This is a genomic window from Moritella yayanosii (genome assembly GCF_900465055.1).
Taxonomy (GTDB): Bacteria; Pseudomonadota; Gammaproteobacteria; order Enterobacterales; family Moritellaceae; genus Moritella; species Moritella yayanosii.
Window position 1 is genome coordinate 3,476,432 of sequence record NZ_LS483250.1, and the last position, 13,715, is coordinate 3,490,146.

Below are 13,715 nucleotides of genomic sequence, written 5' to 3' on the forward strand. Positions count from 1 at the left end.
ATTTGAGCAAAGAGGATATATAGTTGGATATAAATAGTATAGCTAACTTGAATTAGTCACGTATCAATGCAAGGTTTCCCCGGCATTGATACTGGCTTATTATACCAATCACAATAAATAGATGATCATTCTTTCTGGTTAAAACTGTCACTAACTGCGTTGTTAATTTTGTAATTAGAATAACTAGTTACGGAAATTAACGTCTTGTTATTGTCAATTTTCCCGGCGAAATAATTGATCACTTATTTAATGCAATTGGTATTAGAACGGTAGACCGGTAAGATCGCCAATTAACATTTGTAAAAATTGCAGGCCTAAAATCGCCACTAACATTGATAGATCAAGACCCCCAATAGCAGGAATGATACGACGGATAGGCGTTAAAATTGGCTCACTCAGTTGTGATAATACGTGTTCAACTGGGCTATTGCCTTGACTAACCCAGCTTAAAATTGCACGTAAGATCAAAACGTAGAAAACTAAGCTAAAGCATTGTTTAACCAGTTTGATAGCAGCTAAGATTACTACATCTTGGATAGGTGCGACCGCACCCGTTTGCAGACCGAATAAGGTATAAATCATCACGCAGGCTACTGCATAAGCAAATACCACAGAAGCGAGGTCTAGGCCGCCTAGGCTTGGGATCACGCGACGTAATGGTCTGACAACGGGTTGGGTTGCTTTGACAATAAATTGGCTCATTGGATTATAAAAATCAGCACGGGCCAGTTGTAACCATATGCGTAGTAGTATGATGAGGATGTATGTTTCAAATAAGATACTGACCAAAAAGTTAGCCGCGTTCATAAATTACCCTTCAAGTTAATTGGTGGTGAGTTAATTGTTCGTTGGTTAATCGTTAAAATAGTTTTTGCATTTCTTCAGCGCGGGACACCGCTGCTTGCATTGCTGTATTGACAGTACCGCGTAGATCGTGTTCTTCAAAAGTACGGATGGCTTCTGCTGTCGTGCCACCTTTTGAGGTGACATTTTGGCGTAATGTGGCTAAATCAATGTGTGGATTTTGGATCACTAATTCGGCTGAACCTGCCGCCGCTTGCTGGACTAACTCTCTTGCTTGCTGCTTGCTAAATCCCATGCTGATAATGCTGTCTTGCATTGCTTCCATGAAAAGGAAGAAATAAGCCGGTGAACTGCCCGTTGCGGCAATAATAGTATTTAAATCAGCTTCGTTATCTACCCAGCATGTTTTACCAACCGCCATCATGATCTGGTCAATCGTTTTGATATCGTTATCAGACACTTCTGGTGATGGGAATAAACCCGTCATGCCTTTTTGAACTAACGCTGGGGTATTTGGCATCGACCGTACGATAGGTTGATTATCAGCCAGTAAACTCTGTAAACGTTCAACGGTTACGCCTGCGGCAACCGACACAAATAACTTACCACGGTAATTGCTACTTTGTTCTGCAAGGTGGGAGCAAACCGCTGCCATCAATTGCGGTTTTACCGCCAGAATAATGATATCTGCCGCCGCCACAGCCGCGTGATTGTCTTGGGTGGTATGAATGGCAAATTTTTCTGCTAATACATCTAAGCGCGCTCGTGTTGGACTGGCTGCATAAATTAACTCGGCAGGATAACCATCTGCGATCATGCCTGTGATAAGGCTGCTCGCCATATTTCCTGCACCGATAAAGGCGATTTTTTTATTCGTGATCATTACTGTTTAATTCCTTATACTTGCTCGTTACTGTTTAATTCCATAAAACGGAGTGATCAGTCGCGTGCGCCAAAAATGGCTGTGCCAACACGTACCATGTTGCTACCTTGCGCAATTGCAAGTTCCATATCGTTGGTCATGCCCATCGATAAAGTGTCTATTTGGTTATATTGATGCTGAAGTGATAAATACAACGATTCAAGCTGGCTAAATTGTGATTTAAGCTTGTCGATATCAGCTGTTTTTTCTGGGATCGCCATTATCCCACGTAACACCAAGTTAGGTAAATTAGCCACTTGTTCCGCTAACCGGCGTGCTTGTTGCACGTTAGCGCCAGACTTGCTGTCTTCGGCACTGATATTAATTTGAATACACACGTTCAATTTAGGCATATCTGCTGGACGTTGATCATTGAGTCGTTGCGCCACTTTTAAACGGTCGATACTTTGCACCCAATCAAAATGCTCGGCAATCGGACGGGTTTTATTCGATTGAATTGGACCAATAAAATGCCATTCGATATCGTCATAATTACCATCGTGCTGCAGATGAGTAATTTTTTCTACCGCTTCTTGCAGATAGTTTTCACCAAATTTACGTTGCCCCAGTGCGTAAACTGCCATCACTTGTTCGACGGGTTTGGTTTTACTTACTGCAAGCAGGTTAATTTCACCGCTTTTTTTACAAGATGTGCTTGCCGCGTTTTCAATTTGAGTCAGAACCTGTTGTAATCGAGTTGATATACTAGTCATGATGTTACTTGCAATGAGGTTAAGAAGAATATGGATGTTACAGAGTTACTTACATTTAGTGTAAAGCATAACGCATCAGATCTACACCTTTCTTCGGGTGTACCTCCAATGATCCGTGTGGATGGTGATGTACGTAAAATAAACTTACCAGCTTTTGACGCTAAACAAGTGCATGCGCTGATTTATGACATTATGGATGATAAACAACGTAAAGACTACGAAGAAAATTTGGAAGTCGATTTTTCTTTTGAAATTAATAATGTTGCCCGTTTTCGTGTTAATGCGTTTAATCAACACCGTGGTCCAGCAGCAACTTTTCGTACTATTCCCAGTGACATAAAAACTCTGGCCGAGTTAAGCGTGCCAGATATTTTGTATGATCTTGTCGAGCTACCGCGTGGTTTAGTATTGGTGACTGGGCCAACTGGCTCGGGTAAATCTACCACACTGGCTGCGATGATAGATCATATTAATGAGCACCAGCATAAGCACATATTGACCATCGAAGATCCGATTGAATTTGTCCATAAAAATAAAAAAAGCTTAATTAATCAGCGTGAAGTATATCGCGATACTAAAAGTTTTAATGCCGCATTACGGTCGGCGTTACGTGAAGATCCCGACATCATTTTAATAGGTGAAATGCGCGATTTAGAAACTATTCGTCTGGCATTAACCGCCGCTGAAACGGGACACTTGGTATTTGGTACCTTGCATACCACCTCTGCAGCGAAAACCATTGATCGTATTGTTGATGTATTTCCAGGACAAGAAAAAGCCATGGTGCGTTCTATGCTGTCGGAATCATTGCGCGCGGTCATTTCGCAAACCCTATTAAAACGTACCGGTGGTGGTCGAGTGGCAGCCCATGAGATCATGCTGGGCACTCCCGCTATCCGTAATTTGATCCGTGAAGATAAAGTCGCGCAAATGTATTCGGTGATCCAAACGGGTATGATGCACGGTATGCAAACCTTAGACCAATCGTTACGAGAATTGGTTAATATGGGTATTGTCACCAGCGAAGAAGCGCGCATTAGAGCCGTTGATCAACAAAAATTTTAAGGATGAATAACATGGGGATGCTACCGCAACTCTTTAGTGCCATGAAAAAGCTTGCCGGTTCTGATATGTATATCTCTGCGGGGATTGCGCCGACAGTTAAAGTTCACGGGTCATTACGTGCAATCTCGGAACATAAATTAACCGCAGAGCAATCGTTAGCCTTAGTCAAAGAAGCCATGTCTGAGGATGAGTATGCTTCTTTTTGTCGTACCAAAGAATCTAATTTTGGTATTTTTATGCCAGATATTGGTCGTTTCCGTGTCAGTGCATTTTGGCAATTAGAAAAAGCTGGTATGGTTATTCGTCGTATTGAAACCGAAATCCCGACCATGGATGAATTACACCTGCCACCAATATTAAAACACACGGCACTCGAGAAGCGTGGTTTAATATTGGTGGTCGGCGCGACGGGTTCGGGCAAATCCACCACCCAAGCAGCGATGGTGGGTTATCGTAATCAAAACTCATCGGGGCATATCTTAACCATTGAAGATCCGATTGAGTTTGTGCATGAACATGGCAGTTGTATTGTCACCCAGCGTGAAGTGGGGATTGATACCGAGTCGTTTGAAAATGCGTTAAAGAGTTCCTTGCGCCAAGCGCCTGATGTCATTCTTATTGGAGAGATCCGCTCGCAAGAAACCATGGAATTTGCCTTGGCGTTTGCGGAAACTGGTCACTTATGTATGGCGACGTTACATGCCACCAATGCTAATCAAGCCATTGATCGTATTTTGCACTTAGTACCAAAAGAAAAACATGCGCAATTGTTATATGATTTGTCGCTGAATTTAAAAGCCATTGTTGCGCAGCAATTAATTCCCGTGCAGGGAGGGACCAGTCGACGAGGAGCATTCGAGATCTTATTGAATACGCCATTGATCAGTGAGTTGATCCGTAACAATGAGCTGCATAAAATTAAAGATGTAATGACGAAATCGGTAGAATTGGGTATGCAAACCTTTGACCAAGCGTTATTAGCGCTTTATAACAGTAGTATGATCAGTTATACCGAAGCCCTGCATCATGCTGATTCAGCCAATGATTTACGCTTAATGATTAAGTTAAATCAAGGTCAAGGGAGCAGTGATGGGATGTTGGATGGAGTCACGATTGAAGCCTTGTAATAGTCAACGTCAGTTAAAAACAAGTTTAAGGAAGAGTTATGTTAATAGTGGTATCACCGGCTAAAACCCTCGATTTTGAGACGCCGTCTGTCATCGAGCAGTATAGCCAAGCAGACTTGACGGCTGATTCGGCAGAACTGATTGACGTTTGTCGTCAATTAACGCCAATGGATTTAGCTTCGTTGATGAAAATTAGTGATAAATTAGCGGGATTAAACACCGCTCGTTTTACCGAGTGGTCGAGAGACTTTACCCCTGAGAATGCCAAACAAGCCGTGTTTGCGTTTAAAGGTGATGTTTATACGGGTTTAGATGCTGAAAGCTTTAGCGCTGACGATATGGTGTTTGCCCAGCAGCACTTCCGTATTTTATCTGGTTTATATGGTTTATTGCGACCGTTGGATCTGATTAAAGCCTACCGTTTAGAAATGGGCACTAAGCTTGCCAATGGACGTGGTACTAACTTGTATCAATTTTGGGGTGATATCATTACCGATAAAGTTAACGAAACACTTATCGCACAAGGCGATAAAGTGTTAATTAACTTAGCGTCTAATGAATACTTTAAAGCAGTGCAAAAAAAGCGCTTAAAAGGCCAAGTGATCACGCCGGTATTTAAAGACTGTAAAGCGGGTAAATTTAAGATCATTAGCTTTTATGCCAAGAAAGCACGAGGTCTCATGGCGCGGTACATTATTGCTAACCAGTTAACAGAGATCGAGCAGTTGAAGGCGTTTGATAGCGATGGTTATTACTATTGTGAAGCGGAATCAACGGACATTGAATTGGTGTTTAAGCGTGATGAAATCTTTAAATAACGAGCATTCATAATATCAGCACTGTTTAATGCCTATACAGGTAACAATAGTGTTATAAATTAGCGTTAATAAAAAAGGATATTCACCGGAATATCCTTTTTTTCATCTGGCGATTAGCGGCGTAGTTAGTGCCTCAGAGCGAGTACCGCGTCAGGCGATTTACCGATTAGTCCCAGCCGTTATTTTTCTTGCGACGGAAGCGAATTGATGGAATGATTAATCCAGCAATTAAACCAGCAGCAAGAATGAGTGCACCGAGGATAATGAAGCGATGTTGTTCATCTTCTTCTTTGGTATCTAGGCGGGTAGATAATTGCTCATTTTCTTCACGTAAACGCACTGCTTCTGCAGTTAATGCGCTGTTTTCTGCCGTTAAAGAAGCAATATTATTCGCTTGCGCAGCGATGCCCGCTTCTTTGTCTGCTAGTTCATCACGGTTAGCATCCGTTAACTTGGCGATAGCCGCGGTGTTTTTACTGTTTATTTTCGCTAATGCTGCTTTGGTTTTTGCCAGTTCAGCTTGTAGCTTAGGTGTCCGTATTTTCAAACTCACTTGTCGAGACAGTGATTTACCGTCAATCCACGCGGTTTTGTCTTTGCTAGTGATGATCTGCGTAAAGTTAGAGCCAGCATTCGTTTGTAAATAGGTGACCGCTTCACCGGCTTTGACCGTACCAATAATTCGATATTGGGTCCCCGGACCTGAATGCATATAAATCGCTACATCATCACTGATATAACGTGTTTCTTTTGCAAAGCTAGATACACTAACGAGTGTTAGCAGTGTTGCTATAATGAGTTGTTTAATCTTCACAAGATGTCCCGTAAACGAAGTATTATGGTAAGCATAATAAGTATAAAATCGAATTTCGACAAGCCTCAAATGCTAGTTTACCGTCACAAAAATATAAATTGAGTGGATTTACAAAAAAAGGCCATCAATATTCTGATGGCCTTTTCATTACAATGTAACCAATTACACTACAAAGATAGCTTCTAAGATCTTGTAGAAGATAATTGACAGCACTGCTCCAGCAGGTAGTGTCACGACCCAAGAGATCACGATCGTTCTGACGACGTTTAGATTGAGTGCCGCAATACCACGCGCCATACCTACACCTAACACAGCCCCAACGAGCGTTTGTGTGGTCGAGATAGGTAAACCTGAGCCTGAGGCAATAACAACCGTTGTCGCTGTTGCTAGCTGCGCAGCAAAGCCACGGCTTGGGGTTAGTTCGGTGATACCGGTACCGATAGTTGACATCACTTTATGACCCATAGTCGCTAGACCAACCACGATACCGAAACCACCAAGTGGTAAGATCCACCACGCTATCTCGGCTTTTTCGGAAATTTCACCACCGTGTTGAACAATAGAGACCACCGCGGCTAATGGACCAATCGCATTGGCTACATCGTTAGAGCCGTGCGCAAAGGCCATTGCACACGCGGTAATGATCATTAAGATACCAAATATTTTCTCTACATTAGAGAAGTGCATGTCTTCGTCATTACTTGGGCTGTAGTTCTGTTTGCTGATATAAATGGCACCCACAATAGCAATCAGTAGACTGATCACTGCCGATGCGGCTAACGCTTCACCTGTAGTTAAATGTAAACCGACATGTTTAAGGCCTTTTTTAATGGTGACCATGGCAATAACAAATGTCGTTAGAGCCATGTAGAAAGGTACGTAACGTTTGGCGTTAGCCAGCGGATCTTTGGTATCAAAAATGAGTTTTTGAATACTCATAAAGGTGATGTAAGCGATGACACCTGAGAGTATTGGTGTGAGCACCCAACTGCCCACAATACCACCGGCTTTATCCCACTGTACGGCTTCTGGACCGACACTGACAACCGCAAAACCGATGATGGCACCAATAATTGAGTGTGTCGTTGATACCGGCCAGCCAAAAATTGATGCGATCATCAACCAGGTGCCCGCTGCGAGTAGCGACGCGATCATACCAAATGCTAATGCATCAGGGCGGCCTTGTTCTTTAAATACGGCAAGGTCAATAATACCTTTACGAACGGTATCGGTTACTTCACCACCGGCTAAATAAGCGCCGGCAAATTCAAAGATGATGGCAATAAAGATCGCTTGTTTTACGGTCAGTGATTTGGTGCCTACAGAGGTCCCCATTGCATTTGCTACGTCATTGGCACCAATGCCCCATGCCATATAAAGACCGAAGATAGCCGCAAGAAACAGTAGATGAGGACCGTATGCTTGAATGATTTCCATTATTTATATACCTATAGTGATCTTAATTACGCGCTAGCATTAGTTCGAGGCGTGAGCCAACAGTTTCGGCTTGATCGGCTAAACCACCAACCCACTCTAAGATTTTGTAAAGGAACATAACATCAATTGGATTGTAGTTATTTTCAATTTTACGTAGTTTTTGACGCAATACGATCTGCATTGCATCGGTATCATCTTCGATACAATCAAGTTCGTTGATCATGTTTTCAACAAGATCGACTTCACGGCCTCTAAAGCCAGTTTCAAGTAGTTCATCTAGTTCATTAATGGCTTTTTTAGCCTGCGCGGTTGCATCAATGCAACGTTTTAGATACAGCGTGAAATCATCAGCGATTTCGGCCGGAAGTAGCAGGTTGCGACCGATAACACGCCCTGCAATATCTTTTGCGAGATTGGCGATCTTATCTTGCTGAGTCAGTAGGTCTAACATATCGGTGCGAGCGACAGGCATAAAGATACCGCGTGGTAGCTTTAAGCGGATTTCACGTTTTAATACATCAGCCTCTCGTTCACATTGTGAGATCTGCTGGCGGATAGTTTCAGCCTTATCCCAATCTTGTTGCGTCGTTGCAGCAAAAAATGGCACAAGTAATTCACAAGTCTCATGCACTTTCGTGATGTGTTCTTGTAAGGGGGTAATCGGCGACTTAGCAAAAAGTCCTAAAATAGTATTTACTGGCATAGCCATAATCCATGTATGTGACAATAATATGTGCACTTTTGAAGATGTCGGGAATGTTAAACCACTCTCACGAGTTTGCAATATAAAAATTACTTAATTAGCGATTGAATTAGACCAATATCAATATATGTCTGTTTTTAACGACTAATAATATTCACTAATTAGGTATTTAACCTTAGACAGCTTTTAAAATAATTGGTAAGTTTTATACTTTAAAGTGCGGGATACGCTGTTTTATCTTGGCATTATTTTATCGTTTATGAATTTAGCGAGGCTGGATGAGTACGGAAGTTGAAATAAAATTTGTTGTTAAACCACAGGTTAAGTCACAATTAGAAATACTATTAGCTGATTATGTGATACTCGAGCAGGCTGTTAAGCCTTTATCTAATACCTATTTTGATACAACGACATCCCAATTTCGTCAATTCGACTTTGGTTTACGCACGCGTAAAAGTTTAAATTTTGCCGAGCAAACGATTAAAACTGCTGGTATTGTGCGTGGCGGGTTACATCAGCGCCCAGAATATAATTTACCATTAGATGGTGATGTGCCAACACTGGTGGATTTTCCAGCGGAAATATGGCCACCAAATACCAATATTGCCCAGCTACAAGCAGATCTTGTCGATTTATTCACCACAGATTTTGAACGGACTATGTGGCATATACAGTTGCCTAACCGTGCTGAGATTGAAGTGGTATTTGATCAAGGTATGGCGCGCAGTGGTGACAATAGCTACCCGATCTGTGAAATTGAATTAGAATTGGTGCGCGGTACTATTGCTGATCTCTTTACGCTCGCCCAGCAGATCACCCAATTAGATAACGTGCGTTTGGGTAATGTCAGTAAAGCAAAACGTGGTTATCAACTTGCGGGATTATATCATCCTCAAGTTAAGCCCCTGGTGCTAACGATACCGAAACGCGAAAAAGAAACCTTAGCTGACATTTTTTTAACGACTCTGACTCAAAGTTATGCGCATTGGCAGCATCATGAACAGTTGTATTTGGACACTCAGGATATCGGTGCACTCGCGGAAGTATTAGTTGGGGTAACGTTGATCCAACAGACCATGCGCACGTATATTAATATCTTGCCTGAGATTGCCCTTAAGCAGACAGAATTAAATTGGTTGCAACAGCAGCTGTCAAATGTTGATCGGGCGACACAATTGCAGCATGTGCTGATCAATAATGGCCAATTGCTGCGTAAATTCCCAGAACATAAGCGCATTAGTAAAGAGTTACAAGCACTCCAAAGCAGTTATATTGATTTTACCGACATTGACACACTGTTTAATAGCTCAAGATATGCCCGCATTATGCTGTCTATCAGTCAGCTATTAAGTCAAGGTTTAAGCAGTGTCAAGCTTGATAGTGGTCATATACTGTCATTTTCAAATAGCCATTTACAAGCAAGTTGGCAAAATGTACTTGATTCGCCTTTATCTGAAGCGCAATTGGATGCCGCTGGTTATTTACAGCTGCAGACAAAATTAAAACAAAATTTGTTAATTGGGCACTGTTTTAGCCACCATTATGCATCGGAATGTCGTGATAAATTCCGGTTACCTTGGCAAGATATTTTGCAGGGCATTGAGGATTTAGCCGTATTAGATATGTTGATGATCGTGGTTCGGCAGCAACCAGAAGCGATTGTGTTGCAAATTAATAAGTTGTTAGACCGTCGTCAGCGTTCATTACTGGATGCGATGGAACAAACACGGCATCAAGCATTAACCATGCGCCCCTATTGGTTAACAGAGTAAACAAGTGGTGAGCAGTGGCATGTAGATGCCACGGCTCACCGTGATTGATAGTTGATAGCACATCTTCTCACCTCACCTCACAGAGCGAAATATCAATAAGAGCCGATAAAGCCTTGTTTGACGAATTATTCTGAAAATTTCACCAGATCTTCAATCACTAACTTTTTAATTTCTAATTGCTGATCTGGTTGTAAGCTATATTTTTCAGCTAACTCAATATAATCTTGGCTATTTAACGACACGGTCAGACGCGGTCTTTTCGGGCGTTTATTCACGGTTAAACCGAGAATGTCGCGGATCTGTTCTGATGGGCTTAAGTTATGATCGAGTGCCGCTTTTCGGATCTTGTATTGGATCTTTTCATCCATATCAAATGCGACCTGAACGGCTTTCATCGCCTTTTGGGATGATAGCCATTTTTCCGGTAACTCACGTGATTTAACCATGTTTAATCTGCCTTGTCCTGTGTTTATGCTATTGGCCAGTATCCGGTAATGCTGTCATTACCAAGCTGTACGGTCAAGTACACATCTGTATCACCGTTATTATGTACCATAATATCGATTAGTTTGTTTTCTTTAGCATCATGTAAGTGATAAAACTCAAACTCCCGACCTGGGTTTTCATCGGTATATTGCGACGGCGCTGAGGTTCTAAAGTCGGTTCTATGGTGATAACCGACAGTGGCAATATCTTGCTGGTAATAACGTTCAGCATGCCAATCACCTAACGAGACGGGCAGTTGGCTAGGTAACTCAGTAAAGCCTTCTTCAAACACATCACTGAATAAGTCTAAATCGAATAACTGTGAGACTTCTTCACGCGTGAGCTCCAGACTGAGTTGGAAATTGTTGTGATCGTGACCAGGCAGTGACAACCAAACATACGTTTGTTGTTCACCTTGTAGCTTAAAGCGTGGGTAATGTTGGTGCTCAAACTCCAGCGTTTCAATCCCGATCACTTCAAATTTGTGCTGACGCACTTCACTGGGTAAAGTGAAACTGTCGCTAAATTCGATAATATCACCAAGAATTAACTTGCTGACATGGTTGAGATCGCGGGTTGGGGTTGTGGATTCGGATTTTTTAAATAATTTTTTGAAGAAGCTCATTATTATTCCTGTCATATAGCGGCATGACAAAAAGGAACAGCACGTTTTCACGTAGGCTGCTCCTATTAAAAATTAATGGCGTTGTTGATACGCCATTAACGTTATGGCTGTGTTCAGTCTATGTTGTTATTAAGTTTAGCTATTTTGCTTTGCTTTCAAACGTTCTAGTACCGAGTTAGCACTGCTTTGTTGCTGGCCAATACCTGCTTCAGCTAATTTAGCTTTTAATGATTGGTCGCTGCCTTCTGCTTGTAATTCATCAGCGGCAAGCATACGATCATCAAAATCTTGTTGTTTTTGCTTGATGCGCTCGAGTGAATCTTTGGCACTGAGCAGTTTTGAATTGCTGGCGCTAAAGTTGTCAGTGATAGCGGATGTGGCTTTTTGTACACTATCCGTGGTTTTCACCATCGTTAGTTGGCGTTGATGCTCTGACAATTGACGTTCACTTCTCTTCACTAAGTCTTTTAGTTTCGTTGCGCTGCTCGTAAAGCTATCTAAATTTTGTTGCTGTTCGATAATTTCTTGCTCTAGTTGAGCAATTTTTTCAGCCACTTCTAGTGCTAACGCTTCGTTACCGGCATTTAAGGCTTGTACCGCATAACCTTCGTGCTCTGTTAGGTTTGCTTTAACGCGATCAAGTTCACGGCTTGATTGCATTTGCTTTGCCATCACGTCAGTTAAATTACGTTTAGCATTGGTTAAATGAGTTTGGGCATCGCGAATTTCTTGTTCGAAGATACGCATTGAGTTTGCATCAACAATACCTTCACCTACTTCACGGGCGCCACCACGGATTGCAGTCATAATTTTCTTAAAAATGCTCATAAACTTCTCCTTCGAAGTAGGGGTTAAACTAAATAATCTGATAATTCAGTAATAACTTCGAGACTGTTATCACTTAATACAACTAATTCATGCTCGATATCGATCATGGTTGATTGCACTGATAATGCGCCGTATACTACATACATATCACCAATTTTAGCGAATGATGACAGTGGCATTGGGATGTTAAGTTCTAACATCGTTTCTAGCATGTCGACTCGTTTTTCTGCTTTAACTTCGTCTTCGCCCCATAAATAAGCAATACAAAGAATTTGCTCATCAGTGACAGAAACAAAAATGGGAATTTCTTCACGACCTTCAACGTCGACACGTAGTACATCAACATCACCAGAAATTGGGGTACAGTCAAATTGATAGCCGGTGTCAGACTTGTCGCCAAGATCATTAAGATAATTTGCAATTTTATGTATGTTCATCTGGTTCCTTTTTGACATATTATGTCTAAGTAAGTTTAACTTTAAGCCTCAAGACATAATATGTCAAGCGACTTGCGTTTAATTTATACTATTTTATATCTAGCGATCACTTTGTTTGGTCTTACTACTAACATAAAGTTCAATCTATTCAATAAACTACCCACTATATCTCGTCACAATATTAAATTAATAATGCCATAAGAATGAACGCGATGGATAAATTGATGGCCATATCCATCGCGGCGATGCCAACATTATTTTGTAAATCTACTTCTTTATTAATATTAACGCCATTGAGAATTATTTTTTTGGCAATAATGGCAAGGAGAGTAAAGGTGGTCAGCATGACAAAGCTAAACAGCATCCACGAGCCTAATGTGGTCAGGAGATTGGCGGTATCATAATAGATATAGTTGCTGGCTATCGTTACCGTGAGCGCAACACCAATAAGATAGCCGCCATGTCGCAGTGCCACCGCAATATTATTATCTTTAAAAGCCTGCTGCATGGAGGTGCCGAGATTGCCACGTGAATAACAGTGTTCACGGTAACGGGTCATGAGTAACATAATAGTTTGGTAAATAAGGAAACCGCAGAAGATAGCAACGAAGGTGATGAGTTCCAAGCCTTCAGCCCAAACCAGCGTCGAACGAATAATAATGGCGGTGGCAATTGCTGCACAGGCATCGACAATCGCCACGGCGACGTTACGTTGGGCAATTTCGGCATTTTTATCGAGTTGATTGAGAGAAACGCGATCATAGATCCAGCGTCCCAGTTTGATCAGTACTAATCCGGCGAGACCATACAGGCTCATCCCTAATATTTCGATGGGTAGCGTGGCGGCTTTTTCACCTGAAATAGCTCCAGAAAGCACGATGCCTAAACCAAAAATAGCACCCGCTAAACTAATACCAAAAGCAAAGTTGTCACGTTTGGCCAGTTCATCTATGGTATCTATGTTGTCGATTGCACCGGTGAAAAAGCGCATTGCAGATAAAAATGCTAAGGCGATGATAAGGTCGGCAAGTAAAAACAGCAACAGATCCGACGATAAGATAGTTTCAAAAACAGACATAAAAGGTTACCTTCTGTTACGATTTTAGCTGCCATAATCGTGTACTAATGATAAATTAATATCGCTAAGTAATAGCATGTAAGGCA

At 41.7% G+C, this 13,715-nt stretch carries 15 protein-coding genes; 4 read left to right on the top strand and 11 right to left on the bottom strand.

From position 1 onward, the window contains the following. Positions 1-261: 261 nt before the first annotated feature. Genes MORIYA_RS16125 through MORIYA_RS16135 form a run of 3 tightly spaced genes read right to left on the bottom strand, consistent with a single transcriptional unit; the run spans position 262 to position 2,439 of the window. Positions 262-807, bottom strand: a complete 546-nt coding sequence (locus MORIYA_RS16125; protein ID WP_112716787.1) for a YggT family protein — start codon at positions 805-807, stop codon at positions 262-264. A 52-nt stretch (positions 808-859) separates the two neighbouring features. Continuing rightward, entirely contained in the window at positions 860-1,687 is an 828-nt protein-coding gene (gene proC, locus MORIYA_RS16130; RefSeq protein WP_112716789.1) for a pyrroline-5-carboxylate reductase, read from the bottom strand. 56 nt (positions 1,688-1,743) lie between these two features. After that, positions 1,744-2,439, bottom strand: coding sequence for a YggS family pyridoxal phosphate-dependent enzyme (locus MORIYA_RS16135; protein ID WP_112716791.1), 696 nt, complete (start codon positions 2,437-2,439; stop codon positions 1,744-1,746). Positions 2,440-2,469: 30 nt separating this feature from the next. Between MORIYA_RS16135 and MORIYA_RS16140 the strand changes: the two genes are divergently transcribed. From MORIYA_RS16140 to yaaA, 3 genes are read left to right on the top strand one after another with little or no spacing between them, the layout of a single operon-like run. Beyond that, positions 2,470-3,504, top strand: coding sequence for a type IV pilus twitching motility protein PilT (locus tag MORIYA_RS16140; RefSeq protein WP_112716793.1), 1,035 nt, complete (start codon positions 2,470-2,472; stop codon positions 3,502-3,504). Between the two features lie 11 nt (positions 3,505-3,515). After that, positions 3,516-4,631 carry a PilT/PilU family type 4a pilus ATPase gene (locus MORIYA_RS16145; RefSeq protein ID WP_112716795.1) on the top strand — a complete coding sequence of 372 codons (1,116 nt, stop codon included), beginning with the start codon at positions 3,516-3,518 and terminating at the stop codon, positions 4,629-4,631. A 38-nt stretch (positions 4,632-4,669) separates the two neighbouring features. Then, complete coding sequence (gene yaaA / locus MORIYA_RS16150) at positions 4,670-5,449, top strand: peroxide stress protein YaaA (protein WP_112716797.1); 780 nt, start codon at positions 4,670-4,672, stop codon at positions 5,447-5,449. A gap of 166 nt (positions 5,450-5,615) precedes the next feature. Here yaaA and MORIYA_RS16155 read toward each other — a convergent pair whose 3' ends face one another. The 3 genes from MORIYA_RS16155 to MORIYA_RS16165 all read right to left on the bottom strand — a co-directional run bounded on the left by MORIYA_RS16155 (position 5,616) and on the right by MORIYA_RS16165 (position 8,403). Continuing rightward, positions 5,616-6,263: a TIGR04211 family SH3 domain-containing protein gene (locus MORIYA_RS16155; RefSeq protein WP_112716799.1), complete on the bottom strand. Its 648-nt coding sequence runs from the start codon at positions 6,261-6,263 to the stop codon at positions 5,616-5,618. Positions 6,264-6,425: 162 nt separating this feature from the next. Beyond that, on the bottom strand, positions 6,426-7,700 hold the full coding sequence (locus tag MORIYA_RS16160) for an inorganic phosphate transporter (protein WP_112716801.1): 1,275 nt from the start codon (positions 7,698-7,700) through the stop codon (positions 6,426-6,428). 22 nt (positions 7,701-7,722) lie between these two features. Beyond that, positions 7,723-8,403 carry a TIGR00153 family protein gene (locus MORIYA_RS16165; RefSeq protein WP_112716803.1) on the bottom strand — a complete coding sequence of 227 codons (681 nt, stop codon included), beginning with the start codon at positions 8,401-8,403 and terminating at the stop codon, positions 7,723-7,725. A gap of 278 nt (positions 8,404-8,681) precedes the next feature. On the opposite strand from MORIYA_RS16165, the gene MORIYA_RS16170 reads away from it, so the two are divergent. Continuing rightward, positions 8,682-10,175 (top strand): CYTH domain-containing protein, encoded by a 1,494-nt coding sequence (locus MORIYA_RS16170; RefSeq protein WP_112716805.1) that lies wholly within the window; start codon positions 8,682-8,684, stop codon positions 10,173-10,175. Between the two features lie 125 nt (positions 10,176-10,300). Here the strand turns inward: MORIYA_RS16170 and MORIYA_RS16175 are convergent, their stop codons facing one another. The 5 genes from MORIYA_RS16175 to MORIYA_RS16195 all read right to left on the bottom strand — a co-directional run bounded on the left by MORIYA_RS16175 (position 10,301) and on the right by MORIYA_RS16195 (position 13,629). After that, entirely contained in the window at positions 10,301-10,621 is a 321-nt protein-coding gene (locus tag MORIYA_RS16175) for a hypothetical protein (RefSeq protein ID WP_112716807.1), read from the bottom strand. 23 nt (positions 10,622-10,644) lie between these two features. Next, a complete protein-coding gene (locus MORIYA_RS16180) occupies positions 10,645-11,286 on the bottom strand; it encodes a hypothetical protein (protein WP_112716809.1) in 642 nt (213 codons plus the stop codon). A gap of 135 nt (positions 11,287-11,421) precedes the next feature. After that, positions 11,422-12,114: a PspA/IM30 family protein gene (locus tag MORIYA_RS16185; protein ID WP_112716810.1), complete on the bottom strand. Its 693-nt coding sequence runs from the start codon at positions 12,112-12,114 to the stop codon at positions 11,422-11,424. Positions 12,115-12,137: 23 nt separating this feature from the next. Continuing rightward, positions 12,138-12,551 (bottom strand): YjfI family protein, encoded by a 414-nt coding sequence (locus MORIYA_RS16190; RefSeq protein WP_112716811.1) that lies wholly within the window; start codon positions 12,549-12,551, stop codon positions 12,138-12,140. Positions 12,552-12,732: 181 nt separating this feature from the next. After that, positions 12,733-13,629, bottom strand: a complete 897-nt coding sequence (locus tag MORIYA_RS16195) for a DUF350 domain-containing protein (RefSeq protein ID WP_112716812.1) — start codon at positions 13,627-13,629, stop codon at positions 12,733-12,735. Positions 13,630-13,715 lie beyond the last annotated feature (86 nt).

What these genes read in the sequence shown, in the direction of transcription:
- MORIYA_RS16180 (WP_112716809.1), bottom strand. Translation starts at nt 11,286, where the DNA reads ATGAGCTTCTTCAAAAAATTATTTAAAAAATCCGAATCCACAACCCCA.
- MORIYA_RS16175 (WP_112716807.1), bottom strand. Translation starts at nt 10,621, where the DNA reads ATGGTTAAATCACGTGAGTTACCGGAAAAATGGCTATCATCCCAAAAG.
- proC (WP_112716789.1), bottom strand. Translation starts at nt 1,687, where the DNA reads ATGATCACGAATAAAAAAATCGCCTTTATCGGTGCAGGAAATATGGCG.
- MORIYA_RS16170 (WP_112716805.1), top strand. Translation starts at nt 8,682, where the DNA reads ATGAGTACGGAAGTTGAAATAAAATTTGTTGTTAAACCACAGGTTAAG.
- MORIYA_RS16135 (WP_112716791.1), bottom strand. Translation starts at nt 2,439, where the DNA reads ATGACTAGTATATCAACTCGATTACAACAGGTTCTGACTCAAATTGAA.
- MORIYA_RS16160 (WP_112716801.1), bottom strand. Translation starts at nt 7,700, where the DNA reads ATGGAAATCATTCAAGCATACGGTCCTCATCTACTGTTTCTTGCGGCT.
- MORIYA_RS16140 (WP_112716793.1), top strand. Translation starts at nt 2,470, where the DNA reads ATGGATGTTACAGAGTTACTTACATTTAGTGTAAAGCATAACGCATCA.
- MORIYA_RS16145 (WP_112716795.1), top strand. Translation starts at nt 3,516, where the DNA reads ATGGGGATGCTACCGCAACTCTTTAGTGCCATGAAAAAGCTTGCCGGT.
- MORIYA_RS16190 (WP_112716811.1), bottom strand. Translation starts at nt 12,551, where the DNA reads ATGAACATACATAAAATTGCAAATTATCTTAATGATCTTGGCGACAAG.
- MORIYA_RS16195 (WP_112716812.1), bottom strand. Translation starts at nt 13,629, where the DNA reads ATGTCTGTTTTTGAAACTATCTTATCGTCGGATCTGTTGCTGTTTTTA.
- MORIYA_RS16185 (WP_112716810.1), bottom strand. Translation starts at nt 12,114, where the DNA reads ATGAGCATTTTTAAGAAAATTATGACTGCAATCCGTGGTGGCGCCCGT.
- yaaA (WP_112716797.1), top strand. Translation starts at nt 4,670, where the DNA reads ATGTTAATAGTGGTATCACCGGCTAAAACCCTCGATTTTGAGACGCCG.
- MORIYA_RS16125 (WP_112716787.1), bottom strand. Translation starts at nt 807, where the DNA reads ATGAACGCGGCTAACTTTTTGGTCAGTATCTTATTTGAAACATACATC.
- MORIYA_RS16165 (WP_112716803.1), bottom strand. Translation starts at nt 8,403, where the DNA reads ATGCCAGTAAATACTATTTTAGGACTTTTTGCTAAGTCGCCGATTACC.